The following is a 26,292-nucleotide window of genomic DNA, read 5'->3' as shown; positions in this document are numbered from 1 at the left end:
AGCATTGCTATTTTTGTTAGTCCAATGCAAGCAATTTTTGCATCATGTAACAAAAAAGTAAGAATAGATTTCAGAGGAGGTGTTTGTGATCACGGTATTAGTGGTAGATGACCATGAGTTAGTTCGTACAGGTATTTGTCGTATGCTTGAAGATCAAGCAGATATTCAAGTCATTGGTCAAGCAGAGTCCGGTGAAGAAGCCATTAGTCTTGTTCGTCAACACCACCCTAATGTCGTCTTGCTCGATGTGAACATGCCTGGTATCGGTGGCGTAGAAACCACTCGCCGTTTATTACAAACAGCGCCTGACACCAAAGTTCTCGCCGTCAGTGGTCTAGCGGAAGAACCCTATCCATCACTACTGTTAAAAGCCGGGGCTCGTGGTTATATCACGAAGGGAGCTCCGATCACAGAAATGGTGCGTGCAATTAATAAAGTCATGCAAGGTGGTAAATACTTCAGTGCAGATATTGCTGAACAGCTTGCGAGTTCTTATTTATCTGATACACAAACCTCTCCTTTTGACGCACTTTCTGAACGTGAAATGCAAGTCGCGATGATGGTTGTGAATTGTATTAGTGCCCAAGAAATTTCAGACAAACTCTTTGTTAGCGTAAAAACAGTGAATACCTACCGCTATCGTATATTTGAAAAATTAGGAATCGATAGTGATGTCAAACTGACGCATTTGGCAATTCGTTATGGTTTGATTAAGCCTTAATTTGATCTGAGTATTCCAATGACGTCTGCTGCTTCAATTTCTATTTACCAAACGATCTACCGTCTTGGAACACTATATTCAAGTTATCGTATCATTATCGCCCTAAGCTTAACGCTCATATTCCTACTGACGATTGATTCTGAACGTTATTTTTATCAATACGAATCAATCTATTTTTACGCTTTACTCCTTTATGTTGCAAGCAGCATCGTACAAACGATCGTTTTAAAATACTTACCACAAGCTATTTCTAAACAAATTATCACCTTATTTGCAGTTGATCTGCTCTTTCTAAATACGCTTACTTTTGCACTCGGTGGTCCCAATATCGCAATTGGGTTATTGTTTGTCATTTCCGTCTTTGCAGCAAATTTTTTACTCAGTAAAAACCAAGCCTTATTCATCACATTGGTCGCGGTGATTGGGGTCGTATATCAACAGTTTTTTGGTAGTTTGTTCTCCATTGAAAGTCTAAATAATATTGGTGACAGTGCCTTTCTTGCCTTTTTATTTTTTGTGGTTCATGGTATTGGTCAAGTATCAATACAACGGTTTCAAGTACTCGAATCGGTCAATACACATCAAGCCAATGAACTCTTTAAATTACAAAATATTAATCGTTATATTCTTGAGCAAATCGAAGTTGGTTATCTGGTCTTAGATGATCACTGTAAAATTATCGTCTGCAATCCTGCTGCATGTTCACTACTCGGTATTTCGCCACTCTATGCTCATGAACAATATAATCTTGCAAATTTTCAACCAGATCTCTATGAAATTCTCAAAAACACATTAGTTGCTCATGGAGAGCGCTTTCAATTTGAATCACATCAATCATCCTATACGGTTGATATTCGTATTCAAAAACTGGTTACACCTCAACAAGCACTCACGCTATTAATTTTGGAAGATGCGCAAAAGCTTAATCAGAAAGTTCAACAAATGAAATTAGCTTCTCTTGGTCAATTATCAGCCAGCATTGCACATGAAATACGTAATCCTTTAGCGGCAATCGTACAAGCTAATGAACTTAATGATGATTCAGATGAAGAACAAAAACGTATGCTCAATCAAATGATTGCCAAGCAAGCAAAGCGTATTGATAAAATCGTCAAAGACACATTGGATATGGCAAAGAATAAAAAAACTGCTGGTGTACTAATTCATTTTGAACAGTTTATGCATGATCTTATTCACCAAGATTTAGCAGATATCAGTTCTCATATTCAATTACAGCTTGAAGCAAATCTTGAAGTTTATTTTGATGAAATCCAACTGCGACAAGTTCTGATTAATTTAATTCGTAATGCTATTCGTCATAATGATCCGACCGCAGAGTACATTTTTGTCAGAAGCAGTTGTTCAGAAAATCAAATTTTTATTGATGTTATCGATTTTGGCAAAGGCATCCAACAACATGATTTATCTCAATTATTTCAACCATTTTTTAGTACTGAAACCAATGGAACTGGTTTAGGATTATATTTATCACAAAGTATTTGTGAAGCTAACCAAGCAAAATTGAGTTATATCGAGCAAGAACAGCAAGGTGCATGTTTTCGTATTACATGCCATAAGACAGACGTTTAGATGGATAAGATCAGGTTATGGTAAAGCAACAACCTTTAGTACTTTTAGTCGATGATGAACCTGATTTATGTATGTTGATGCAAATGACCCTTTCTCGGATGGGCATTAAAACGCATATGGCACATCATTTGAAACAAGCGCTACATTTTCTAAGCGAATATAAATACGATGCGTGTATCACCGATTTCAATTTACCGGATGGCAATGGCATCGATTTAGTTAAATACGTCACCCAGCACTATCCGAAGACGCCCATCGCGGTACTGACCGCCTATGCCAATATGGAGCTGGCAATCTCTGCTTTAAAAGCAGGCGCTTTCGATTTCGTCAGTAAGCCCATTAATCAACAGCATTTGCATCAATTGCTTAAGAAAGCATTACATACCCCTGCAGTGGATAATGATCTCAATCAGCTTCCACTTGAGGAACAACTGCTGATCGGTGTCTCAGAACAAACTCAACAGCTTCGTACAGCAATCAAAAAAATAGCTCGATCACAAGCACCTGTCTTTATTACAGGTGAATCAGGGACTGGTAAAGAAATCGTTGCGAATCTTATTCATCAACTCAGTAATCGTCATGATCATGCCTTTGTCGCGATCAATTGTGGTGCGATGAATGAAGACCTGATGGAAAGTGAATTATTTGGTCATATCAAAGGCAGTTTTGTGGGTGCTGACCAAGACAAACAAGGGTTAATTCAAACAGCTGACGGTGGGACATTATTTTTAGACGAAATTGCTGAGCTTTCACTCGCCATGCAAGCTAAATTGCTGAGAGCAGTTCAAGAAAAGAAAATCCGTCCGATTGGCAGTGATAAAGAGCTTGATGTTGATTTTAGGATTGTCAGTGCAAGCCATCAAAATCTTGAGCAATTGGTTCAACAAGGCAAATTTAGACAAGATCTATTTTTTAGAATTCATGTGATGGATTTACGTCTTACCCCACTCCGCGATAGACCCAAAGATATTCCCGTTCTAGCTCAACATTTTATTGATAAAATCAGTAGTGAATGGCGTATTGAAGCCCCTCAACTATCTCAAGAGGCGATACAATTCCTTAAACAACAACCATTTACAGGTAATGTACGCGAACTTAAAAATATCATCGAGCGTGCACTTACACTTTGCGATGATAAGCTCATAGCCGTCGAGCATGTTAAAAGCCCTTCATTAGGCTTAACATCCCCACCTTTAGCACAACAACCAAATAGTCAAATTGAAGCTATTACTGATTTACCTTCTCAGACACCCAAAGGTTTGCCCGAGGAGGGATTAGAACAATACCTTGAGAAAGTAGAAAAAGAAGTTTTAATTAATGCGTTAAACTCAACGCATTGGAACAGAACCCTAGCCGCCAAAAAATTAGGAATGACATTCCGCTCATTACGATATCGTTTAAAAAAATTTGGTTTAGATACTGAAGATGAATAACTTAGCATCACCACGATATTGATGATATTTAACGGCTTCTTAACAACAAATCAGCTGCATGTTGGAGGTAAACCTCCTCCTTCATATCCTGCGGCCAAGGATATTCGATATTAGGGGCTATGCCTTGCCCATCAATCTCGACACCATTCGGTGTTAAGTAATGAGATACTGTCATTTGTAGTGCCGCACCATTTTCAAGTGGAAAGAGTTTTTGCACAACACCTTTACCATAACTCTTTTCACCAATGATTACGGCGCGTTGATGATCTTTCATTGCTGCCGTAAATACTTCTGCTGCAGAAGCCGAACGTTGATTAATCAATACTCCGACTTTAAGCCCTGTAAATTCATGTCCTGGTAAAGCTTGGAATTGTTGATCACCTTCTGAACGGCTACGCGTAGATACAATCAAACCCTGATTTAAAAATAAATCTGCCGTTTCCACAGCAGAAGATAATAATCCACCCGGATTATTTCTTAGATCTATTAAAACAGCTTTGAGTTGTTGGCTATGATGCTCATCGATATAACGCTTTATTTCATTCGCAGTATCTTGCTGAAAAACTTTCACCTTTAATAGTAAAACTTGATTACTCAGCATATGTGCTTGTATATCGGCAACATCTAGTTTTTGATTTCTCACTAAAATAATTGGAGATGAGTTCGGTGATCTTTGTAAACTGATGGTTGATCCAATCGAGCCGCTGAGCAAGTCTTTGACTTGATCTTGGTTTAACAATCTAAGCTCTTGTCCATCAATTTTGTAAAGTGTAACGCCGTTGGCCAATCCTAATTTTGCCGAGTCACTATCGGGATCTAAATTTTCGATCTGCCATAAACCTCGTGAGGTATCAAAGCTAAGATCAAAATCGATACTCGCTAAATCCTCCTCGGTATATTTGAGGAGTTGGCGATAATCTTCTGGAGATAAATAGCGAGAGTAACGATCTAGCCCACTCACCAAACCTTGGATCGCTTGTAAAAATAACTGATCGTCAGTGACTTCAGTGACATAGTTTTCTTTTACTGTACCGTAAATCTGAACAAACTGCTGTATAGATTCAATCGGAACTTCTGAACTGTTTGATGACCAGTCTTCTTCTAAAGGATCAACTGCTGGACCCTTAGATCCAGCAGCGAAAGCATGAACCCCATTCAAACTTAAAGCTAGACCTAACATGAGTTTGAATAACAATGGATTCATACTGAATTCCTTCTTATTTTTTAAACTAAAGTCACTAAATTGCGACCTTTCATTTCAGCAGGAACAGGCAACTGCATTAAATGTAATAATGTCGGTGCAACGTCTGCAAGCACACCACCCTCTGCAATTTTTGCTTGAGTTGGACCTACATAAATAAATGGCACATGCTCAGTTGTATGTTGAGTATGGACTTGACCACTTTCATAGTCCTGCATTTGTTCAACATTACCGTGATCCGCAGTGATCAACATATGGCCTTTCTTCGCCATCACTGCATCATAGACGCGACCTAAGCTGACATCCACTGCTTCTACTGCTTTAACGGCAGCATCGAATACCCCTGTATGTCCAACCATATCGCCATTTGCATAGTTCACAACGAGTAAGTCAAATTCACCTGAATTAATTGCATTCACTAACTCATCAGTGACTTCATAAGCACTCATTTCTGGTTTTAAATCATAGGTTGCAACATTTGGTGATGGAATCAAAATACGTTTTTCACCTGGATACTCATCTTCACGACCACCACTGAAGAAGAAAGTCACATGGGCATATTTCTCAGTTTCCGCGATACGTAATTGAGTTTTACCTAAATTAGACAGGTATTCACCAATTGAATTGACCAACGGTTCTGGCATATATGCCACCGGCGCATCAATTGTCGCTTGATAGCGCGTTAACATGACAAATTTCGCAAGCTGAGGCACAACTTTACGCTCGAAACCATCGAAGCCTTGTTCAACAAATGCTTTTGTCAATTCGCGAGCACGATCTGCACGGAAATTCATAAAAACAACAGCATCACCATCTTGTACTGCGGCTACATCCCCAATACGTGTTGCTTTCACAAACTCATCTGACTCTTCAGCAGCATACGCTTGTTCGAGACCTTCCACAGCAGACTCAACAACGCGAACAGCCTCACCTTCTGTTAATAAACGATATGCTTGTTCGACACGATCCCAACGATTGTCACGATCCATTGCGAAATAACGACCGATCATCGTTGCAATTCGACCCTGACCTGGATATTGGGCAAATAATGCATCTAATTTCTCTAAAGATGGTTGTGCACTTTTTGGGGGAGTATCACGACCATCTAAGAAAGCATGTAAATAGACTTGAGCACCTCTTTTTAGTGCCAACTCTGCCATAGCAACAATATGGTCTTCATGAGAGTGAACACCACCTTCAGACAACAATCCAAAAATATGTACTGCTTTTTGATTTTCTTTTGCTTTTTCTACAGCATCAACCAATACTTCATGTTTATAGAAATCACCAGTACGGATATCTTTGGTAATACGAGTGAAATCTTGATACAACACGCGTCCAGCACCAAGATTCATATGACCAACTTCTGAATTCCCCATTTGGCCATCTGGAAGACCAACATCTTCACCTGAACCTGAAATCAGACCATGTGGATGATTCTGTTTCATTGCAGTTAAATTAGGTGTTTTCGCTGCAAGAAAAGCATTATCTTCGACCGCTTCACGATGACCCACACCATCCATAATGACTAAAACGTGAGGGATTTTGCCAGCAGTTGCATCCGTCATGATATACACTCTTTTCTGTTTACAAATTAATCAACGTATCTTAACGAATTTTTCATTAAGACTCTATCTGAACACGATGGCTTTGATTGATCTAGACCATCTATTTTTTAATTTAAAAATTCTCTAGCGCGCTCGATATAGCAAATAGCTACCTACCGCAAAGATAAGCACAATTGGCAGAAAAACAAACCAAGCTGGAGATGGTGAATACACCAAACTCGCGTACCCTAAGAAGTCTTGTAGGTAGTAAAAACCAAGCCCTACAAATAACGCAATCACTAAACGAAAACCCATAGACTGTTGCCGTAAAGGGCCAAAAATAAAAGAGCAAGCAATCAGTACGAGTGCCAACAATGCAAATGGCGAAGCCACTTTTTGCCAGAATGCAAGTAAATACGTTTTAGGAACTTGACTATATTCATCCATATAGCGCATAAAACTGATCAATTGGCTTGGAGCTAAATCTTCAGGATCAATCGTCACCATATGAACATATTTAGGTTGAAGCGCTAAAGCAACATCCTGCTGAGGAGTTTGAATCAGTCTCGAATAGCCTTCAGGAAAAATATCCATCTGACTGGCTTCAATTAAAGACCATTGTCCATTTTGTACAAATTGACCTTGATTCGCAGTCAAGACTGACTTCAGACGATAATCTTGATCAAAGTCCATCATCTCAACTTGACGTAACTGCCCTTGCGCATTTGCATAGTCAATATAAATAAATCGTTGACCTTCTCTAGTCCAATACCCTTTGACTTCGCCAAGCTCAGCAACAGAACGACGGTCTTTAATACTTTCCGCCCGCTCATTGGTGTAAGGAATAACATATTCACTGAGTAAAAATGAAAGCAATACCAAGAGCATTGCTGAGCGCATGACCCAACCCACAATACGCCACAGGCTAATCCCTGAAGCGCGCATGACAGTCAGCTCACTATTTGAAGCCATTGAACCCAAACCGAGCACTGCACCAATCAATGCTGAAATAGGTAAAATTTCATATAAATATTGCGGTGAAGCCCATAGAACATGAATAAGCGCTTGCCAAGCTCCATATCCTTCTTTCAGGCTGCCTAATTCACCCATATAGGTAAAAAGAATTTGAAGGGCTGATAAAATCGCTGTAGCACCCAACATCGCCAGCGCTGTGGTTTTCGTCACATGTTTTGCGACAATTCGACGTGCCAACATTATGATTTCACCTGCTCAATTCGTTTTTTTAACTTAGGTGCTAGTTTTTGTTTACGCGAGAAAATCGCTGCACCCACTGCATAAACAATCAAGATAGCGGGATAAGCCCAAATACCAATCTCATCTTTACTAATTCTGGTTTTAATCGCCATTAATGCCACAATCAAACTGGCAAAAATTAAGAGTGCAGGAAATAATTTTAAATATCGTCCTTGGCGTGGAGTAACCTCAGACAATGCCGTTGCTAACATCAATGCCACAATCAATGTAAATGGCACAAATATTCTCCAGCCCAATTCACTGGCTACTACAGGATCTTCACGAGTTTCAATTAACTTCGAAATTGGTAACGCTTCTACATCACCACTTTCAAATTTCGCCTCTTTATCACTTTCAAGACGCAAACGATATGAAGCAAATTCAGTATGACTATATTTCGGACTATCTTGATAAATTTCGTAACGGCGACCTTGGGTTAAATCAACAACACTCGCTGTTTCACCGACCATTTCAACACGTGTCGCTTCTTTCGCTAAAATCATGATGTCAGGTTTTTCAGGCTTATCTGCTCGCTGATAGAAGAAAATTTCTTTTAAGTTTTTACGATCTTCTGAAAGTGCACCAGCATAAATGGTATAAGGACCTGAGGAAATAAACTCTTTTGGACGTACCAAATCAAAGCCTGATCGAACCGCTTGGGTCGTCGTAAGCTTTTCAAATTCACGTATACCCCATGGAGACATCCATACCATTAATACTGTTTGAATGGCCAAATAAATGGCTGTGAGAGGTAACAATAAACGAGCCAATTGATTACGACTAACACCACTGCCATTGAGAACCGCCATTTCATGATCTATATACAGTCGGCCAAACACCAACATGAGACCAATGAAAAAACCTAAAGGTAAGATCAATGTCAGAAATTCTGGAAGACGGTAGCCAATGATGCTAAATAAAATACTCGCATCCATTCGACCCTGAGCTGCCACGCCAAAATACTTGATCAAACGCCCACCCAACATGATGAGTGTAAGCAATGAAATCACAACCACAGAGGTAGATACCACTTGTTTGACGAGGTAACGTCTTATAATCAAAGTAATCTTCCAAAATTAGGTTAAATCGGCTAGCGCTAGTTTACCCGAATGTTAAAAATATAAAACCTCATTGAAATTCTATCATTGGTAGTGTTTCAATGGTTTAATGATTTAAACGGTCTCAATAGGCACACAACAAGCATATGAAACTTTCAATTAATACATCATTGGCACAAATTTCAGAAAGCCAACATTTAGTTATTTTAGTCGACTCTGAAAACACCCATGCAGTTAAAAGCAACTATCAAATCAACAATTTAGACAGCCTAACTGAAGCAGCTCAATTCAAAGCAGGTTTCAATGAGTCTTTATCGTTATTGGGTCAAATTGATAATCAACCGAATAGCATTCTACTTGGCTTAGGTAATGCACAAGAAGTTAAAGCTGCAAAATTAGCAAAAATTGCACAAACTATTATCAAAGCTTCACAAAAAAAATTCAAACAAATCAGTGTTGATATTTCAGCTTTGCCGAATGAATTACACTACTTATTTGCACTTAAACTCACTCAATCTGCTTATGCTTTTGACGAGTTTAAGTCGAAAAAAAATGACTTTATACTCGAACAAGTTCATCTAATTGCATCAAACTCTACGCTAACGTCAAATCAACTCAACTTAATTCAAGCAATTGAAAGCGGTCAAAACGTTGCACGTGATTTAGCAAATCGTCCAGGAAATATTTGTTTTCCTGAATATTTAGCGGATCATGCAATTGCATTGGCAGCAGAATTCCCAGATTTATTGAAAGTAACCGTGCTAGATGAACAGCAAATTGCTGATCTTGGCATGAATGCATTTCTTGCAGTCAGCAAAGGTTCAGATCGCCCTGGACGTATCATTACTCTTGAATATCAAGGTCAACTTGAACAAGCTCCTATCGTCCTCGTGGGTAAAGGAATCACTTTCGATACGGGTGGTATTTCATTAAAACCAGGTTTAGGCATGGATGAAATGAAATACGATATGGGTGGTGCAGCTTCAGTTTTAGGAACCATGCGCTCACTCTGTGAAGCTCGCCTTCCGATTCATGTTGTAGGTGCAATTGCGGCGGCTGAGAACATGCCATCAGGTCATGCAACTCGACCAGGTGATATCGTCACCACGATGAGTGGTCAAACTGTTGAAATTCTAAATACAGATGCCGAAGGTCGCTTAGTCCTCTGTGACACGCTGACCTATGTCAAACGCTTTAACCCAGAACTTGTGATTGATATCGCAACATTAACAGGCGCTTGTGTTGTTGCTTTAGGCTCTGTTTTAACAGGTATGTTCACACCAGATGATGAACTGGCACATGAACTTTCTCAAGCTGGTGAACAATCCTTTGACCGTGTATGGCGTATGCCTGTCTATGATGACTACCAAGAACAGCTTGACTCTCCATTTGCTGATATTGCCAATATTGGTGGTCCAAAAGCTGGTGCTGTTACAGCTGCTTGTTTCTTGCAACGCTTCACACGTGAATATCGTTGGGCACATTTAGATGTTGCAGGTACAGCTTGGACATCTGGCGCAGCAAAAGGTGCAACTGGTCGCCCAGTTCCATTATTGGTTCAATTTCTCGCAAATCGCGTAAATTAATGTCTAGAATCAGCTTCTACTTATTTGAAAAGAGTCCAGAACGACAGGTCCAAAGTGCCTGTCGTTTATGTCGAAAAATTCTGCGTCACCCTGCAAAAATATGGATTCATTGTCCAGAATTGAGCATTCAAAATGAACTCGATGATTTACTTTGGAGTTTCGATCCGCAGAGTTTTTTGACACATGGCATTGATGATCAATCAGCAGCTATTTGTATTTCGTCTAAGCTCCCTGAAACTCAGGAATGGATCGTGTTTAATTTTCACATTCATGCACTTGAAGATCCTTCACGTTTCAGTCACATTATCGAAATTATTGAAAACAACGAAGCTGCCAAAGAAATTGGACGAGAGAAATATAAAACCTATCGAAAATTAGGTATCTCACCTCAAACACATAAACTTTAGCGCGTTGTCATTGGAAAAAGGAGAATCACGGTGGCCATTAATGTCGGTCAAGATTTTAAAAAACGTTGGTTGAAAGCGCCAGAAGCGGTTCGCCAAGCTTTTATCGACGACCTTAATCGCATCAGTGATTTACTCGAACCTCAAACTCAACCAGAGCAATGGCTAGACCATGATAATCGTGCCCAGCAAGTGGCTCAATTAAAGGTTGAACAGGCTTATGCGGATGAAAAAGCACGATTAATTGAAGAAGCTCGTATTCGTAAGCAATTGGCTTTAGAAAAATCATTAGCAGAAAAACGTGCACTGCAAGAGGCTTATAATCAAAAGCTTCTACAAGATGAATATCTTAAATTTCAACAACAAACCGATTCGCTCGTACAGTTACGACAAGTGATTGATGCAGAAATCGATGAATATACTGAAAAATACCAAAAAGTGACTACACCCCATCGGGACTTTTCAGGAAACTCTCCTGCGCATTTATCAATTCATCAAGATTTAGATACGATTCGTTTACGTCTCGAGCTTGAAGCTGAAACCATGATTGAAGATGCCGTACAAATCTTTAAATCAAAACTTCAAGCAGCAGCAAAAGAAGAGATCGAACTTATTTTAAAAAATACATCTCTACCTTCTTAGAGGCTCGAACGGTGGATGCTTAGTGTCATCAAAATGAAACATATTTGTCACACCATGAATGTAATTTAAATGCTCTCTGCGATTTGACGGACATGAGGAAAGTATCACCATGGATCTTTTAAACAACATCTCTGAACGAATCACTCATTTGAAATCTGGCGAACATGTCACGATCAGTGCTCAAGAACTATTGATTAGTCGAGCAGATTTTCAATCGGTTTTAGTGTATTTAAAACATGAGTCGAAAAGAGGCGACTTTTTAATTCAAGATGAAGATTTGGTAGAGAATTGGTTTGATCGCACATCACTCACCATTAATAAAATTTAAAAGAGCCCACTGAGGGCTTTTTTTATCAGGTTTGAAGTATCAATTTAAGCAAAAAAATCTAAAACGGCTGAGAATATATTTCCCATGCCATACCCCATACCTAGTAAAAGTGCGATCCAAATCCAAGCACCAATAATATTGTAAAACATGAAACTGCTATAGCTCATATATCCAGAGCCAGCAGCGAATGGAGCAAAAGAACGTACAAAAGGGATGAAGCGCGCAATTAAAATGGTCTTACCACCATGTTTTTCGAAATAAGCATTCGTTTTGGCAATATACTCAGGTTTTAACCAACGTGAGTGGTCGCTAAAATATTTAATACCAAGCCATCGCCCTGTATAGAAATTGAGAATATAACCAAGGACTGAGGCGATAAATAATAACAATCCCATATAGTGCAAATGAATCAACTCAGTGGTCGAACATAAAGCCCCGATGGCGATGAGCAAACTGTCCCCAGGTAAAAAAAACATGAAAACGGAACCATTTTCCGCAAATATCACTAAAAATAAAATTGCGTAAATCCATACGCCATATTGCTCTAATAAACTAGGTAAAAGCTGCTCTAAATGCAGTAAAAAATCAATCATTCTGAAGTTCTCTGAGCATGTTGCTTTCTCCTTTAGATAGATTGTATACCTAATTTATTTAAACAAAAAAACAGCCTAAAAATTTAGGCTGTTTTCTATTTTAATCATTTTTTAACGTAAAAAGCCATTCTGTGCTAAAAATTCCATGCTTAATTTAGACTCAGGTTTATGTTCAGCAGCCTTATCCCCAAGCAATAAACGTTCAATATATCGTGCAAGTACATCGACTTCTAAGTTTACTTTAGTCCCGACTTTCCACGTACTAATATTGGTCCGCTCTGCAGTATGAGGAATAAGATTTAAACTCAACACATTGCCACGTAGATGATTGATTGTAAGACTAATTCCATCAACTGTAATGGAACCTTTCTCCGCTAAATATTTTGCAATTTCAGGCGGGGCCGTTACCTCAAAATAGAGTGAACGTGCATCTTGACGTTGCACCGTAATTTCACCAACTACATCTACATGTCCACTAACAATATGACCACCAAAGCGAGTTGTTGGTAACATCGCTTTTTCTACATTGACGGTTTGCCCAACCTTCCAACTCGATAAAGTTGTACGATGAATACTTTCAAGTGACACATCTGCTTCGTACCATTGATTGCCCCATGCAATAACAGTTAAGCAGATGCCATTAGTCGCAATAGAATCACCCAAGTGAACATCAGACATATCAAGATCAGTCTGTATACGCAAGCGGATATCACCACCTACATTTTGTAAACTTTCGACTTTTCCTAAACTTTCTACAATGCCTGTAAACATAATGGGTACTCTTAAATTTGTTCTATTTTTACCATAAATCCAATTGTTCAGCGACGCCTGTAGTATCAACTCCACCCAATTCAGCATAGTGGTGTAACTGACCAAGTAACTGTCGAATTGGCGGTCCTGATTTTGCGTGCGTGTCGGTAATGACGATAAACTCAAGAACGCGCGCACGCTCAGACTGACGCTGCTTACTCACACGATATCTTGGAACATCTTGAGTCAAAATTGTGACTCGTCCACGCTCTAAATTCGCTTTAAGTAAATCGCCAGCCTCAATATTTCCATCCGTTGAATAGCTGGTCAAAATATAGCGTGCATTAATGGTTTGCAAAAGCTTTTCATACGCTTCTTTGGCATGTTTAGAAGAATTGTATGGGCTTGGTCGTTCTTTACGCCAAGCACGGTCGATTCCACTCTTGAAACCCTTAGTATCTGGACTTGGTAAATCTACCTGATCCCATAAAGTCAAAGCATTCAATACATGATAGTTGCTACTATACGCATGCTGATTATAGGGTGGATCCAAATATGCCACATCGACTTCGAAACCACTCATTTGGTTTGCTAAGTGTTGAGCATCCACACACCACATTTCAGCTGCTGGGCCTGTCAGATTTGAATTTTCACAAAAACGACTTGGGGTCAGCCATAGTAATGATTCAATTCGCTCTAAAGCCGTCTGAGTTTTACCGCCCCAGCCGTGATGGAAACTCTTAAATACGCCTGACGTATTACTCACAAAACTTGCTGAATACAATAAAGGTGCAAGTAAAGCGCTCATTTCCACATCATCAATTGCACCTTGAGCTTGCCAGGTTGCAATTTGTTGACGAATTGCATCAATGCGCATGCCATTTCGACGTTTGAAAAATAAACGGTCTCGTGAAGGATCATAGATCTCATCATTACGAGGACAAAGATTGTGTGTTACCCATCCTTTGACCTCAGGCAAGCGATTAAGATAATCAATTGCTTTCTGATATCCGCCTAATTCTTTAAAAGCAGGAGCTTCAGTACATGATAATATGGCATGATTGAGTGCGTGGCTGTAAGGCTCCCAATCATTAGCTATTACTCGGTAGCCATTTTGACGAGCCAAACGAGAAACCACACCACTCCCAGCAAAAAAGTCCGCAAAGATAGGCGCTCGACCTGAACTCGTATTCAAAGTTCCAGTGCTTTCTAATGCCTCAAGAATCAAATGTAATAAACGACGCTTGTTGCCTAAATAAGGCACAAGTTGATTAAACAAATACTCATCTGTCGTACGTGCTGCATGGCGACGTTTATGATAAACCGTTGACTCTGTACTCATAGCGACTCTTGATCAGGGATTAATTTTAAACGGATGTCATCACCTAACTGAGTTACATCTTGAAGTTTAAAACGGAGTTGTTCTGTCATTTGTTTAAATTCAGCATTAAACATTGGACGAGCTGATTGACCTAATAGTGTAGGCGCAATATAACTAATCAATTCGTCTACCAAATTTTCCTGCAAAAATGCAGTAGATAGGGTTGCACCAGCTTCCACCATCACATCATAGATTTGAAAATCTTTTAAGACTTTTAGCAACTCAACTAAGGGCTGAACTTCGAATTGAATCACGCCAAGTTGTGCAAGCTCTGCTCGAAATGGCCCCATGACCATGACAGTATCAGGATTCTCTAACACTTTAGCATCTAAAGGTAAGCGACCTTGACGATCTAAAATCACACGTTTAGGCTGCACAACTCGTTCTAATTGAATATTCGGTAGAGCTCTAACATTCAACTGACAATCATCAGCCAACACTGTTTCAATACCCGTGATCACTGCACCAGAAATTGCACGCCAATGTTGAACATCCTGACGTGCCAATTCACCTGTAATCCACTTCGACTCCCCTGAAGCCATTGCTGTACGACCATCGAGACTCGACGCGACCTTTAAACGTACATAAGGTAATCCCTTAGACATAGCTTTAAAGAAGCCTAAGTTCAAAGGACGCGCTTCCAACTCACAGATCCCGACTTCAACGTCTATACCTGCTTGTTGTAGGATAGCCACACCTTTACCAGCAACCAATGGATTAGGGTCTGAACAAGCCACTATCACTTTTGCAATGCCCGCTTCGACCAAACCTTTAGCACAAGGAGGAGTACGACCATAATGCGCACAAGGTTCTAATGTGACATACGCGGTTGCACCCTGTGCTTGCTCCCCTGCTTGACGAAGTGCAAACACTTCGGCATGTGGTTGCCCAGCTTGGGGGTGAAAGCCTTCACCAATAATCTGTCCGTCTTTGACAATGACACAACCTACATTAGGATTTGGTTTTGTCGAATATTGACCTTTCTTCGCCAATGCTATTGCACGACGCATCCACATTTGATCTTGATCGATCTTTTGTTGCGAGAACTCAGACATTCATAACCTTGAAGTTGAATTTGGGGCGAGATTAATGTTCTTGATCTCGGTGTTGCATTTGTTCGATTTGACGGCGGAACGCTTCTACATCTTGGAAATCTTGATATACAGATGCAAAACGTACGTATGCGACATGATCGAGTGCAAATAAAGCCTTCATTACAATTTCGCCTATAGTACGCGAACGCACATCACGTTCACCTAGTCGACGAATTTGAAGTTGAATATCACTGACCACCGCTTCAATTTGTTCTTGTGTCACAGGACGTTTTTGTAAAGCATGCATGAGTGAACGACGAAGTTTCGCTTCATCATAAGGTTCGTTTTTACCATCGGACTTGGTGACACGAGGCATCACCACTTCAAAACTTTCAAAAGTAGTAAAACGCTCATTACAACTAATACATTCACGACGACGACGAATTTGGCAGCCTTCAGCAGCTAAACGTGAATCAATCACCTTACTATCAGCGGCGTTGCAAAATGGACAATGCATAGCAGTTTAATTGAACAAATTCTATTTGCACCAAGTGTATCAAAAAATTCTGCTCATGTTGAGCTTTCATCAATATATAGAAAAAAAACAGCCCCAAAGGGCTGTTTCACACTATATATTGATTGTTGAGTTTAATCGTTATTCAACACGCTCACCATGTTGACTTAAATCCAGACCCATACGCTCATCGTCTGATTCAACACGAATACCGATGATTAAATCAATGACTTTTAAGATGATGAATGTCAGGATTGCTGAATAAGCGATTGTTGCAAGAACACCTTCAACTTGTACCCATAATTGGCTTAATACGTTTGTAGGTGCTGCATCGCCCATGATGAACTCACTTGCAAAGAATGCGGTTAGAATTGCGCCAACGATACCACCAACACCGTGAAGTCCAAAGGCATCTAATGAGTCATCCGCTTTCAATGCACGTTTTAATGCTGTAATACCCCAGAAGCATACGACACCACCAATTAAGCCCATCGCTAAAGCACCACCTACTGTCACGAATCCAGCAGCTGGCGTAATCACAACCAGGCCAGCTACCGCACCTGATGCGGCACCCAACACAGAAGCTTTGCCACGAACCACTTTTTCAGTGATTAACCATGAAATGGCAGCAGCGGCAGCAGCAACTTGAGTTACTACCAATGCATAACCTGCTGAACCATTTGCACCTAATGCAGAACCACCATTGAAGCCAAACCAGCCGACCCAAATTAAACTCGCACCAATGACAGTCAATGTAAGGTTATGTGGTGCCATTGATTCTTTGCCTAGCCCCATACGCTTACCAAGCATATACGCCGCAACTAAACCAGCAACACCTGAGTTAATATGAACAACAGTACCACCTGCAAAATCAAGTGCACCATCGTTACCTAACCAACCACCACCCCATACCCAATGTGTAATAGGAGCATAGACAACCACCACCCAAATTGCGATAAACGCAACAAAAGCACTGAATTTCATACGCTCAGCAATAGAACCACTGATAATGGCAACGGTAATGATTGCAAATGTCATCTGGAAGATGACAAATAAAATTTCTGGAATTGTTCCACTCAATGCTTCTGTAGTGATACCAGACAACATAAATTTATCTAGACTTCCAATAAAGGCATTACCTTCACCAAAAGCAAGTGTGTAGCCAACCACTACCCAAGCGATACTGACCACCGCAGCAGCGACAAAGCTGTGTGCCATGGTACTTAAGACATTTTTTTTACGTACCATACCGCCGTAGAACAGCGCTAAACCAGGAATGGTCATGAGTAAAACGAGTGCAGTTGAAACTAAAATCCAGGCAGTGTCACCCGTATCAAGAACTGCCGCTTCTTCAGCAGGAGCTTCTTCTGGAGCTGCTGGTAATGTTTCAACCAAATTAGAATCTGTAGATGAAGCCTCAGTTTCAACAACTGCTACTTCAGGAGAGGTCGGTTCTGACACTGCTTCTTCAGCCCATGCGACAGAACCACCTAAGAGTGCGCCAGACAAGCTCAGCGCCATTAGCATTTTTTTCATTCGTATCCCCCAACCTAGTTTTTTGAGTTATTCGCTACTCAGCAAACTTCATGCCAAATTAAACTGCGTCAGCACCAGTCTCACCAGTACGGATACGGATAACTTGTTCTAGATTCGTCACGAAAATTTTTCCGTCACCAATTTTGCCAGTACTAGCTACACGTGTAATTGATTCAATCACTGAATCAACCATTTCGTCACTGATTGCGATTTCAATTTTTACTTTAGGTAAAAAATCAACCACATATTCAGCACCACGATAAAGTTCAGTATGACCTTTTTGACGACCAAAACCTTTTACTTCAGTTACGGTGATCCCTTGAACGCCAATTTCAGAGAGTGCTTCACGCACGTCATCTAATTTGAATGGTTTTACAATTGCTGTTACGAGTTTCATGTTGTTTTCCTTCGGCTTTTTTCACCAGTAAGGTTTTATGTTCAAATTTCATGCCAAACTTCATAATGGTTGGGGATATTAATCAGCTAGCATGAACTTATTTATAACCTATTTTATACGCCTACACGGTCTTATGTTCTAAAAATATTGGGAATTTTGATGGATTTTTTTTATGTTGTTATTGGTTTAACCTATGAAATGTAGTTAACACTAGGGTCAAACCAAAACGAATGTTAAACTTCAATGTTGACGACTTATTATCCGGAAGAACTATGATTGAAACTTTATTACAGGCAATCTTAGAACAGGTTGACCAACCCAAAAAAGATTTAGAAAAAAATGTGAGAGCGTTGTTAAACGAAGCGATTAGTAAAATGGATTTGGTTTCTAAAGAAGAAATCGAGCGTCAGAAAACTGCACTAAACAATGCCAATTTGCGTTTAACAGAACTTCAAACGCAATTAAAATCATTAGAAAGCTTAATTTCCGATCAAAAATAAGCAACATTGCACCAATACAGTGCTTAAACACAAAGTTAGTGATTAAAAATAAAGCAATTCTAAAAATAATATAATAATGGTTCAGTTTTATGTCATTTGCCAAAATTTATACCCGAGGTCTTCTTGGTTTACATGCACCACTGATTGAAGTCGAGGTTCATGTCAGCCAAGGATTACCTTCACTCACCATTGTAGGTCTTCCAGAAGCTGCTGTTCGAGAAAGTAAGGATCGTGTCCGTTCTGCAATCATTAATAGCGGTTTTCAATTTCCAACCAAACGGCTGACGATCAATCTAGCCCCAGCTGATTTACCCAAAGATAGTTCAAGGCTTGATTTACCTATTGCTTTGGGGATTTTAATCGCTTCTGGGCAACTACATGATCAAAATATTGACCGTTTTGAATTTATAGGTGAATTGGCACTCGATGGTCTGTTAAGGCCTGTAACTGGAACTTTGACTATCGCAATGGCATGTCAAACCGCAGGTCATGAGTTAATGATTCCTGTGAGTAATTTGGATGATGCAGCCCTTCTTCCCAATTTTGAGGTGTATACAGCCAAATCATTAAAAGATGTTTGCCAACACTTTGATCAATCGAGTCCAATTCAACCCATATTAGCGAATAAAACGATCCAACCTCAAATAAATCGATTTGATCTCGCTGATGTCAAAGGTCAATTACGTCCAAGACGCGCCTTAGAAATTGCAGCAGCTGGTGGACATTCTATTTTATTTAAAGGCCCGCCAGGCACTGGTAAAACACTGCTTGCCTCAAGATTGTCTGGCATCTTGCCCCCATTAACCAATCAAGAACACTTAGAGGTCGCAAGTATTTACTCCATTGCAAATACACCTTATCAATTTGGTCATCGCCCCTTTAGAGCGCCACATCATACGGCATCCGCTGTGGCCTTGGTTGGTGGTGGATCACACCCTCGACCAGGTGAGATCACCTTAGCCCATTTAGGTGTACTTTTTCTCGATGAATTACCTGAGTTTGACCGAAAAGTCTTAGAAGTATTGAGGCAGCCTCTTGAGTCGAAAGAAATCGTAATTTCAAGAGCATCAAGACAAATTACTTTTCCAGCTAATTTTCAATTTGTCGCTGCAATGAATCCATGTCCATGTGGATACGCCTTCAATCAAGATAGCCGTTGTCAATGTTCACCTGAATCAATTAAGCGCTATCAAAATCGAATTTCTGGCCCTCTACTAGATCGGATTGACTTACATATTGATGTGCCACCTTTACCTCCCCAAGACATGCAAAGCACTACACCGATGGAGAATTCTGAAACCGTCAGAAAACGTGTGATTCAGGCCTATGAGTTGCAAATTCAACGACAAGGTGTGACAAATCAAAATCTAAGTTCTCAACAGCTTGATCAAGTGGCTCAACTAGATGATTCTGCAAAAAAGATTATCGCTATGGCTCAGCAACGTTTGAATTTATCAGCACGTTCTTACCACCGAATCTTACGTGTCGCTCGTACAATTGCTGACTTAGCGAGTTCTGAACATATACAAACAGCTCACTTAACCGAAGCACTCTCTTATCGTAAACAGGAATAAAAAAAGCGACTCAGTTGAGTCGCTTTTTTTATTTGAGTTGAGTTTAGAAGCTATAACCCAATGCTAATACCATTTTATTCTTTAAATTGTTTCCATAACGATCATCACCACCAATAATATAATTCATGCTTGCTGTGACACCTGTTTCCCCTAAAGCTTTACTTAGACCAATATCAAAGTGACGGAAATTAAAACTTTCTGACTCTGGTGTTTCTGCAACATACTTACCGTCTTTTTCATAAACATATAAACCCAAAGCTGTGTCCAAGCTAAAATCGTTTGGTAGAGGATAACTATATGTAGCTTTTAAATATGTGTCTCCAGCGTTCCCCCAACCTGTATCTTCCAACAAAGTTTGAGCAGTTACTCCAACATCTTTGTAATTCAGACCAAGTAATAATTCAAAGCCATCATAAACTGACGTTTCAACGTCATAATAATAGTAATAAGTTGTACCTACAGTAAAACCAGTGTTTTCATTGATTGAACCGTTGTAACCCACATAAAAATTATTTTCCATTGGATTGGTAGTACCGTAAGCATCTGTACCTAACGTAGATGTCCACCACCCTGCGTACAATCCAGAACTATGGCTATAGTCTAATCCACCTTGTAATGTAGCTTCAGTATTTTCAGGAGCTGCCGTATTACCACGCAATATATAACTTGATAAAACACTGATATTACCCGATACAGAATGCGGTGAAGTTGGTACCTCAGCAAAACTAAATGTTGATGCAGATGCTACAACTGCTAGACCCAATGCTTGAATTGCTAATTTCATATTTATGTTCCCCCACATCATGATGAGATGCTTTTTCGGTTTATTTGTTGAACTCATATGTGAATTAGCAATAGCTATGCCAAAGTTAAAGGTGTTTAGATAAAAAAGGAATTTAAACAAGGAGATAAAATAATTTAAATTAATGATTTTATTATTATATTTATTTAAATTTCTTATTTTCAAAAATATTCAAAGCAATTTTTTTTGACGATCCACTTGAGTTAAAGGTATATCTTTTTAGATTATACATTCATTTACAAGATGCATCATTTTAAGGCTATTTTTTAAACAAATTTAAAATTGGAGTATCAATTTAGTGCGGCATGAAAAGCCAATGATGTCTGAACCACATTAAAATTAAATGAAAATGAACTGAATAAATATCATTCTTATTTAAAATCCTTTATTCATCCTTATTTACTTCTGATGTTACAAAAAAAAACGTGCCAGATTGACTAAATTAAATAAAAAAAAGAATATCAGGTTAAAAATAAATATATGTTATTAATAGTTAAATTTAATTCTATAGTACTTTTAATCTTTAATAATTCACAACTTAGTTCAATTTATATACTTTTTGCTTATGACTTTAGGTGCGAAATTGTGAATAATAGAGCCAATTTTGTTATACATTACGTATACAAATACTAAACATTAACCATAATCATTTTGTATGAGGCTCTCTCCCAATGCAAAAATTCCAAAAACTAAGCTTAGCAGTTCTTATTCAAACTGCTTTAATTTCTACTGCATTTGCGAGTGAGCAAAGTGAATCAAAGGGATTCGTAGAAGATGCTGAAGGATCAGTATTATTCCGTACAGGTTTCTTGCATCGTGATAAAAAGAACGGTGTCGAAGATACCAGCTCAGCAGCTCAAACAGCCATGGTTAAAATTGAGTCTGGTTTCACGAAAGGTATCGTTGGTTTCGGTGTTGGTGTTATTGGTGATGGGTCTTTCAAATTAGGTGATAATGCCCATACCGGTAATGACATGATTCCAGTCGATAATAATGGTCATGCTTATGATCATTGGGCAAGAGGTGGTGCTTTCATCAAAGCTCGTATGTCGAACACCACAGCTACTTATGGGACTCAGATTTTAGATTTACCTGTTCTTGCAAGTAATACAGCTCGTTTGGTACCTGAATATTACACTGGCTTGTTAATCCAAAGTAATGAAATCGATAATTTGACTTTGGTTGCTGGTAAATTTACTGAAAACCAACGTTCTAGTCAAATCAATACCGATGGAAATGAATTAGATCGCGCGGTTGTTTGGGGCGCTAAATATAACTTTGGTGATGCTCTCAATGCGTCTTATTATGGTACAGACATTAAAGATCGTTTAGAACGTCACTATGTGAATGCCAACTATAGTTATGCCGTGGCTAAAGGTAAGTTGACTCACGATTTCAGTGCATATCGTACTGAATGGGATGCTGCACCAAATAATACAGCATATACTTATTCTCATACTTCAAATGATTTCAACAACTTAAGCAATAATATTTGGGCAATTTCAACAACTTACAATACTGGTCCACACAATGTAATGCTTGCTTACCAACAAAATACAGGTAATACAGGTTATGACTATGGTTTGGGCAAAGGTGTTGGTGATGGCCATCAAACGATTTATATGCCTAACTCGTATTTATCTGATTTTATTGGTAATGATGAAAAATCTTTACAGCTACAATATACCTATGATTTTGGCGCATTAAATGTTCCAGGTCTGTCATGGACTTCGGCATTTGTTTATGGATGGGATATTGATGTATCTGCAGGGGGTACTGACCGCTCAGTATTGCTAACCAATGATGCACAGGAACGTGAATTCTTTAATCAAGTGAAATATACAGTCCAATCTGGTTTTGCTAAAGATGCAAGCTTACGTGTTCGTCACTCTTACTACCGTGCAAGTGATGAATATCAAAGTGCTTATATCGGCGACACCAACGAATGGCGTATTTGGTTAGACATTCCCGTGAAATTATTCTAATTTTCAACTAAAAAGATCAATAAAAAAACCTGCACTTTGTGCAGGTTTTTTATAAAAGCTACAAGATCAAAGTTTGTAGCTTTATTTATACATCAGGCAAATTATTTGTTTGCTTCTGCATAAGCAGCAATTGAGCTTAACACTTCTTGTTTAGCAACATCTGCACCTTCCCAACCACTTAACTTGACCCACTTACCAGGCTCTAAGTCTTTGTAGTGTTGGAAGAAATGTTCAATTTGACTAATCAATAAAGGAGGAAGGTCAGTATATTCTTGAACATCTTTATAGATTGGCGTTAATTTATCGTGTGGTACAGCGACAAGTTTCGCATCAACACCACCATCATCTTCCATATTTAATTTACCCACTGGACGGCAACGGATAACCGAACCTGGTTCTACAGGATGTGGAGTAACAACTAATACGTCTAATGGATCGCCATCAAGAGATAATGTATTTGGTACATAACCGTAGTTTGCTGGGTAGAACATTGCAGTACCCATGAAACGATCTACGAAAAGTGCATCTGAATCTTTATCAATTTCATATTTAATTGGTGCTGCATTTGCAGGGATCTCGATAATTACATAGATATCGTTTGGTGCATCTTTACCTGCAGGGATATTACTGTAGCTCATAGCAAACTCTTTACTGTCAGTGTTCATTAAAATGGGGTTGATTATAACGCTTTATTCAGCAATCATCATTCGATTATACAAGCTGAAGATGTATTTTAGGTATGGTGTTAGTCTGTTTTTCTTAGAGCAATCGAATAATTAATAAAAGCAATAAGATCGGACAAAGCATTGATAAGAACCAAACAATTGATCTAAGGGTCGCCCAATTACATAAATAACAAATCCCATAGATGATTCGTAAGACGATATACGCCGAACCTAATAGAATCACCAATTGTTGTTGAACAACCATATACTCAGCCATCAAAACTGCCGCAATAAATAATGGCAAACTTTCAAAGCTATTTTGCTGAGCTGCATTTGCTCGAGCCGCTAAGCCTGTGGTTTTAGACATGAATTCACGCGGATTTTGATTATCCTGCCCTTTAAAACCACCTGCAATTTTAGCAATGACTGTAAATAAATAAGGGAGTAAACAAGCAATTAAAATAAGGTAAATAACACCTTCAATACCGTGCATGGATTTCAGTCCAATGATTTAAGCTGGTTTTATCTTAGCATGATGTTTGTGCGATAATTTTAGTTAAATTATTTTGTTTATTAAAATTCTGAGTAATGGCATGACCAATTCTGACCAAAAAAAGTTATTTGATGTTCTCGAGTTACAAAAGCAACATCAAAAACGTGTCGATCGTGTGCTTTATATCGTTCTTCCGATTATGGCTTTCTTGATCAGCGTAATTTGTGCCAATATGAATTGGCAATCGACTCTCGGCACATTGCTGGTTCTCATCATCGCCTTTATCGCGGTGGGGATTAAACGAGCGAATAAATGGATCTGGCTGAGCATTATTTCAGTATATAGCTTAGTTGATATTTACTTCAGTTATTCAGGACAGTTACCGAGTTCTGCTGTAGGACGTCATTTAGGTACAATGCTGACATTCACATTTATTATTGCAACAGCGCGACCTTATATCGACCGTTGGCTAATGAAAGAATAAATTAAAAAAAGCGCCTTACGGCGCTTTTCTGAATTTGAATTATTTGCGTAAATCTTTACGAAGGATTTTACCGACATTCGATTTTGGCAATTCATCCATGAATTCAACATAACGAGGACGCTTATATCCTGTTAAGTTTTCTTTCGCAAAAGCTAATACTTCTTCTGTTGTTAATGATGGATCTTTCTTCACAACAAACAGCTTAGGCACTTCACCTGATTTTTCATCAGCTACACCAATCGCTGCAACCTCGAGTACTTTAGGATGTGTTGCAATCACTTCCTCGATTTCAGATGGGTATACGTTAAAGCCTGATACCAAGATCATATCTTTCTTACGATCAACAATCTTGAAGTAACCACGAGCATCCATGATACCGATATCACCAGTACGGAAGAAACCATCTGCGGTCATCACCTTAGCTGTTTCATCTGGACGGTTCCAATAGCCTTTCATGACTTGAGGACCACGGATTGAAATTTCACCTTGCTCACCTTGTGGAACTTCATTGCCATCGTCATCCAAGACAGCGACATCCGTTAAAGGTAATGGGATACCAATCGTACCGCTAAACTCTTCAGATGCCGGTGGGTTTGCCGTTGCAATAGGTGAAGTTTCAGAAAGACCATAGCCTTCAATAATATTTGTACCTGTGATTTTTTTCCAAGCTGCAGCAGTTGAAGGCAATACAGCCATACCACCACCCATCGCCATTTTTAATTTGCTATGGTCAAGTTGTTTGAATTCTTCATTATGAACGAGTGCGTTGAATAAAGTATTCACTGCTGGGAAGAAACCAGGCTGATATTTGCGTAGCTCTTTAATGACTGCAGGGAGATCACGAGGGTTAGGAATCAGTACGTTTGCTTGACCCTTGTACATACCATAAAGTGCACAAACCATGAATGCAAAGATATGATATAGCGGTAATGCACAGAAAATGCGATCGTCGCTCGCACCATCTTGAGCACCAAATTTAGATTGGAAAATACCATCTGCTTGCATTAAGTTTGCAACAAGGTTGCGATGTGTTAATTCCGCACCTTTTGATACGCCTGTTGTACCACCTGTATATTGCAATACAGCAGTGTCGCTCAACGTTGTTGCTGGACGCTTATAATGTGCAGTACTGCCTTTAGACATCGCAGTCGTGAATTTCACATGTCCTGGGATACTCCAAGCTGGAATTTGCTTACGCACTTTACGTAAAACAAAATTCACGAGTGTACCTTTTAAGGTACCTAACATATCACCTACTGTCGCCACGATCACATGCTTAACTGGCGTTTTACCAAGAATTGATTGATAAACAGAAGCGAAGTTTTCAATAATCACAAGCGCTTCAGTGCCTGAGTCATTCAGTTGATGCTCAAGTTCACGAGCTGTGTAAAGTGGGTTCACGTTGACAAGAACTAAGCCCGCACGGAATACACCAAGTGCCACTACTGGATATTGCAGTACGTTTGGCATCATGACCGCTACGCGAGAACCTTTTGCTAAACCAAGGCTTTGAAGATAGGCTGCAAATTGACGGCTCGCCGTATCAAGTTCATTGAACGTTAATGTTTTATCCATAAAGATAAAAGCATCACGCGAACCAAATTTCTGGAAGTTTCTCTCAAAAATATCAACAAGAGAGGTATTTTCTGGTGGTAACTCTACTGTTTGTGGAATTCCAGTTTTTTGGTATTCAGCGAACCAAATCTTTTCCATAATGCCATATTCTCCAATTAGTAATACTTGGTTTTAAACTCTTCTTTTCGATAATGTATTGAGCATCTTATTTAATTTATTGCTCAATAAAGCATCCATAACCATAA

The 26,292-nt window shown here is 39.2% G+C and carries 25 protein-coding genes and 2 pseudogenes; 12 read left to right on the top strand and 15 right to left on the bottom strand.

Features of this window, described 5'->3' with window-relative positions; all coding sequences use genetic code 11:
• The first annotated feature begins 85 nt into the window (after positions 1 to 85).
• From gacA to AC1M9B_RS08240, 4 genes and pseudogenes are all read left to right on the top strand, one after another.
• Positions 86 to 721, top strand: coding sequence for a response regulator transcription factor GacA (gene gacA / locus AC1M9B_RS08255; RefSeq protein ID WP_092767334.1), 636 nt, complete (start codon positions 86 to 88; stop codon positions 719 to 721).
• Between the two features lie 18 nt (positions 722 to 739).
• On the top strand, positions 740 to 2,311 hold the full coding sequence (locus AC1M9B_RS08250; protein ID WP_481591491.1) for a sensor histidine kinase: 1,572 nt from the start codon (positions 740 to 742) through the stop codon (positions 2,309 to 2,311).
• Between the two features lie 17 nt (positions 2,312 to 2,328).
• Positions 2,329 to 3,457 (top strand): annotated as a pseudogene (locus tag AC1M9B_RS08245) (sigma-54-dependent transcriptional regulator); the annotation flags it as partial.
• Between the two features lie 107 nt (positions 3,458 to 3,564).
• Positions 3,565 to 3,744, top strand: a pseudogene (locus AC1M9B_RS08240) (helix-turn-helix domain-containing protein); the annotation flags it as partial.
• A 28-nt stretch (positions 3,745 to 3,772) separates the two neighbouring features.
• Here the strand turns inward: AC1M9B_RS08240 and AC1M9B_RS08235 are convergent.
• The 4 genes from AC1M9B_RS08235 to lptF form a co-directional block, all read right to left on the bottom strand.
• Positions 3,773 to 4,948 carry a S41 family peptidase gene (locus tag AC1M9B_RS08235; protein ID WP_228143113.1) on the bottom strand — a complete coding sequence of 392 codons (1,176 nt, stop codon included), beginning with the start codon at positions 4,946 to 4,948 and terminating at the stop codon, positions 3,773 to 3,775.
• Positions 4,949 to 4,968: 20 nt separating this feature from the next.
• Positions 4,969 to 6,513, bottom strand: a complete 1,545-nt coding sequence (gene gpmI / locus AC1M9B_RS08230; RefSeq protein WP_481586719.1) for a 2,3-bisphosphoglycerate-independent phosphoglycerate mutase — start codon at positions 6,511 to 6,513, stop codon at positions 4,969 to 4,971.
• Positions 6,514 to 6,636: 123 nt separating this feature from the next.
• Positions 6,637 to 7,707 carry an LPS export ABC transporter permease LptG gene (gene lptG / locus AC1M9B_RS08225; RefSeq protein WP_481591492.1) on the bottom strand — a complete coding sequence of 357 codons (1,071 nt, stop codon included), beginning with the start codon at positions 7,705 to 7,707 and terminating at the stop codon, positions 6,637 to 6,639.
• Positions 7,707 to 8,807, bottom strand: coding sequence for an LPS export ABC transporter permease LptF (gene lptF, locus AC1M9B_RS08220; protein ID WP_481591493.1), 1,101 nt, complete (start codon positions 8,805 to 8,807; stop codon positions 7,707 to 7,709). Before lptF ends, lptG begins: the two co-directional genes overlap by 1 nt.
• 143 nt (positions 8,808 to 8,950) lie before the next feature.
• On the opposite strand from lptF, the gene AC1M9B_RS08215 reads away from it, so the two are divergent.
• The 4 genes from AC1M9B_RS08215 (at position 8,951) to AC1M9B_RS08200 (ending at position 11,764) form a co-directional block, all read left to right on the top strand.
• Positions 8,951 to 10,390: a leucyl aminopeptidase gene (locus AC1M9B_RS08215; protein WP_481591494.1), complete on the top strand. Its 1,440-nt coding sequence runs from the start codon at positions 8,951 to 8,953 to the stop codon at positions 10,388 to 10,390.
• Positions 10,390 to 10,797, top strand: a complete 408-nt coding sequence (locus AC1M9B_RS08210) for a DNA polymerase III subunit chi (protein WP_481586716.1) — start codon at positions 10,390 to 10,392, stop codon at positions 10,795 to 10,797. Before AC1M9B_RS08215 ends, AC1M9B_RS08210 begins: the two co-directional genes overlap by 1 nt.
• Before the next feature lie 30 nt (positions 10,798 to 10,827).
• Entirely contained in the window at positions 10,828 to 11,436 is a 609-nt protein-coding gene (blhA, locus tag AC1M9B_RS08205; RefSeq protein WP_481591495.1) for a cell division protein BlhA, read from the top strand.
• 109 nt (positions 11,437 to 11,545) lie between these two features.
• Complete coding sequence (locus AC1M9B_RS08200) at positions 11,546 to 11,764, top strand: hypothetical protein (protein WP_481591496.1); 219 nt, start codon at positions 11,546 to 11,548, stop codon at positions 11,762 to 11,764.
• A 44-nt stretch (positions 11,765 to 11,808) separates the two neighbouring features.
• On the opposite strand, the gene AC1M9B_RS08195 is transcribed toward AC1M9B_RS08200, so the two are convergent.
• The 7 genes from AC1M9B_RS08195 to glnK form a co-directional block, all read right to left on the bottom strand.
• Positions 11,809 to 12,357, bottom strand: a complete 549-nt coding sequence (locus AC1M9B_RS08195) for a VTT domain-containing protein (protein WP_180028159.1) — start codon at positions 12,355 to 12,357, stop codon at positions 11,809 to 11,811.
• A 111-nt stretch (positions 12,358 to 12,468) separates the two neighbouring features.
• Positions 12,469 to 13,128, bottom strand: a complete 660-nt coding sequence (locus AC1M9B_RS08190) for a riboflavin synthase (RefSeq protein ID WP_092767353.1) — start codon at positions 13,126 to 13,128, stop codon at positions 12,469 to 12,471.
• 28 nt (positions 13,129 to 13,156) lie between these two features.
• The gene (locus AC1M9B_RS08185) at positions 13,157 to 14,449 is read right to left on the bottom strand and encodes a DNA adenine methylase (protein WP_180028158.1); all 1,293 of its coding nucleotides are present in this window, start codon (positions 14,447 to 14,449) and stop codon (positions 13,157 to 13,159) included.
• Entirely contained in the window at positions 14,446 to 15,543 is a 1,098-nt protein-coding gene (gene ribD, locus AC1M9B_RS08180; protein WP_481591497.1) for a bifunctional diaminohydroxyphosphoribosylaminopyrimidine deaminase/5-amino-6-(5-phosphoribosylamino)uracil reductase RibD, read from the bottom strand. Before ribD ends, AC1M9B_RS08185 begins: the two co-directional genes overlap by 4 nt.
• A gap of 31 nt (positions 15,544 to 15,574) precedes the next feature.
• A complete protein-coding gene (gene nrdR / locus AC1M9B_RS08175; RefSeq protein ID WP_092767359.1) occupies positions 15,575 to 16,039 on the bottom strand; it encodes a transcriptional regulator NrdR in 465 nt (154 codons plus the stop codon).
• 138 nt (positions 16,040 to 16,177) lie between these two features.
• Entirely contained in the window at positions 16,178 to 17,572 is a 1,395-nt protein-coding gene (locus tag AC1M9B_RS08170; protein WP_481591498.1) for an ammonium transporter, read from the bottom strand.
• A gap of 58 nt (positions 17,573 to 17,630) precedes the next feature.
• Positions 17,631 to 17,969: a P-II family nitrogen regulator gene (gene glnK, locus AC1M9B_RS08165; protein WP_004650081.1), complete on the bottom strand. Its 339-nt coding sequence runs from the start codon at positions 17,967 to 17,969 to the stop codon at positions 17,631 to 17,633.
• 272 nt (positions 17,970 to 18,241) lie between these two features.
• Between glnK and AC1M9B_RS08160 the strand changes: the two genes are divergently transcribed.
• Both AC1M9B_RS08160 and AC1M9B_RS08155 read left to right on the top strand, forming a co-directional pair.
• Positions 18,242 to 18,469, top strand: coding sequence for an accessory factor UbiK family protein (locus tag AC1M9B_RS08160; RefSeq protein WP_092767430.1), 228 nt, complete (start codon positions 18,242 to 18,244; stop codon positions 18,467 to 18,469).
• 89 nt (positions 18,470 to 18,558) lie between these two features.
• Positions 18,559 to 20,043 (top strand): YifB family Mg chelatase-like AAA ATPase, encoded by a 1,485-nt coding sequence (locus AC1M9B_RS08155; RefSeq protein ID WP_092767363.1) that lies wholly within the window; start codon positions 18,559 to 18,561, stop codon positions 20,041 to 20,043.
• 43 nt (positions 20,044 to 20,086) lie between these two features.
• Here the strand turns inward: AC1M9B_RS08155 and AC1M9B_RS08150 are convergent, their stop codons facing one another.
• On the bottom strand, positions 20,087 to 20,827 hold the full coding sequence (locus tag AC1M9B_RS08150; RefSeq protein ID WP_180028850.1) for a TorF family putative porin: 741 nt from the start codon (positions 20,825 to 20,827) through the stop codon (positions 20,087 to 20,089).
• 689 nt (positions 20,828 to 21,516) lie between these two features.
• Between AC1M9B_RS08150 and AC1M9B_RS08145 the strand changes: the two genes are divergently transcribed.
• The gene (locus AC1M9B_RS08145; RefSeq protein ID WP_481591499.1) at positions 21,517 to 22,830 is read left to right on the top strand and encodes an OprD family outer membrane porin; all 1,314 of its coding nucleotides are present in this window, start codon (positions 21,517 to 21,519) and stop codon (positions 22,828 to 22,830) included.
• Between the two features lie 101 nt (positions 22,831 to 22,931).
• On the opposite strand, the gene ppa is transcribed toward AC1M9B_RS08145, so the two are convergent.
• The gene (gene ppa / locus AC1M9B_RS08140) at positions 22,932 to 23,468 is read right to left on the bottom strand and encodes an inorganic diphosphatase (protein ID WP_005233448.1); all 537 of its coding nucleotides are present in this window, start codon (positions 23,466 to 23,468) and stop codon (positions 22,932 to 22,934) included.
• A gap of 121 nt (positions 23,469 to 23,589) precedes the next feature.
• Positions 23,590 to 23,988 (bottom strand): MAPEG family protein, encoded by a 399-nt coding sequence (locus AC1M9B_RS08135; protein WP_035268067.1) that lies wholly within the window; start codon positions 23,986 to 23,988, stop codon positions 23,590 to 23,592.
• Between the two features lie 100 nt (positions 23,989 to 24,088).
• Between AC1M9B_RS08135 and AC1M9B_RS08130 the strand changes: the two genes are divergently transcribed.
• Positions 24,089 to 24,472: a hypothetical protein gene (locus AC1M9B_RS08130; protein ID WP_035268065.1), complete on the top strand. Its 384-nt coding sequence runs from the start codon at positions 24,089 to 24,091 to the stop codon at positions 24,470 to 24,472.
• 39 nt (positions 24,473 to 24,511) lie between these two features.
• On the opposite strand, the gene AC1M9B_RS08125 is transcribed toward AC1M9B_RS08130, so the two are convergent.
• Positions 24,512 to 26,185, bottom strand: a complete 1,674-nt coding sequence (locus AC1M9B_RS08125; RefSeq protein ID WP_481591500.1) for a long-chain-fatty-acid--CoA ligase — start codon at positions 26,183 to 26,185, stop codon at positions 24,512 to 24,514.
• Between the last annotated feature and the right edge of the window lie 107 nt (positions 26,186 to 26,292).

The organism is Acinetobacter sp. ANC_7513 (assembly GCF_056779915.1).
Note: the sequence above shows the minus strand (reverse complement) of the source record. Positions and strands in the feature narration are given on the sequence as shown.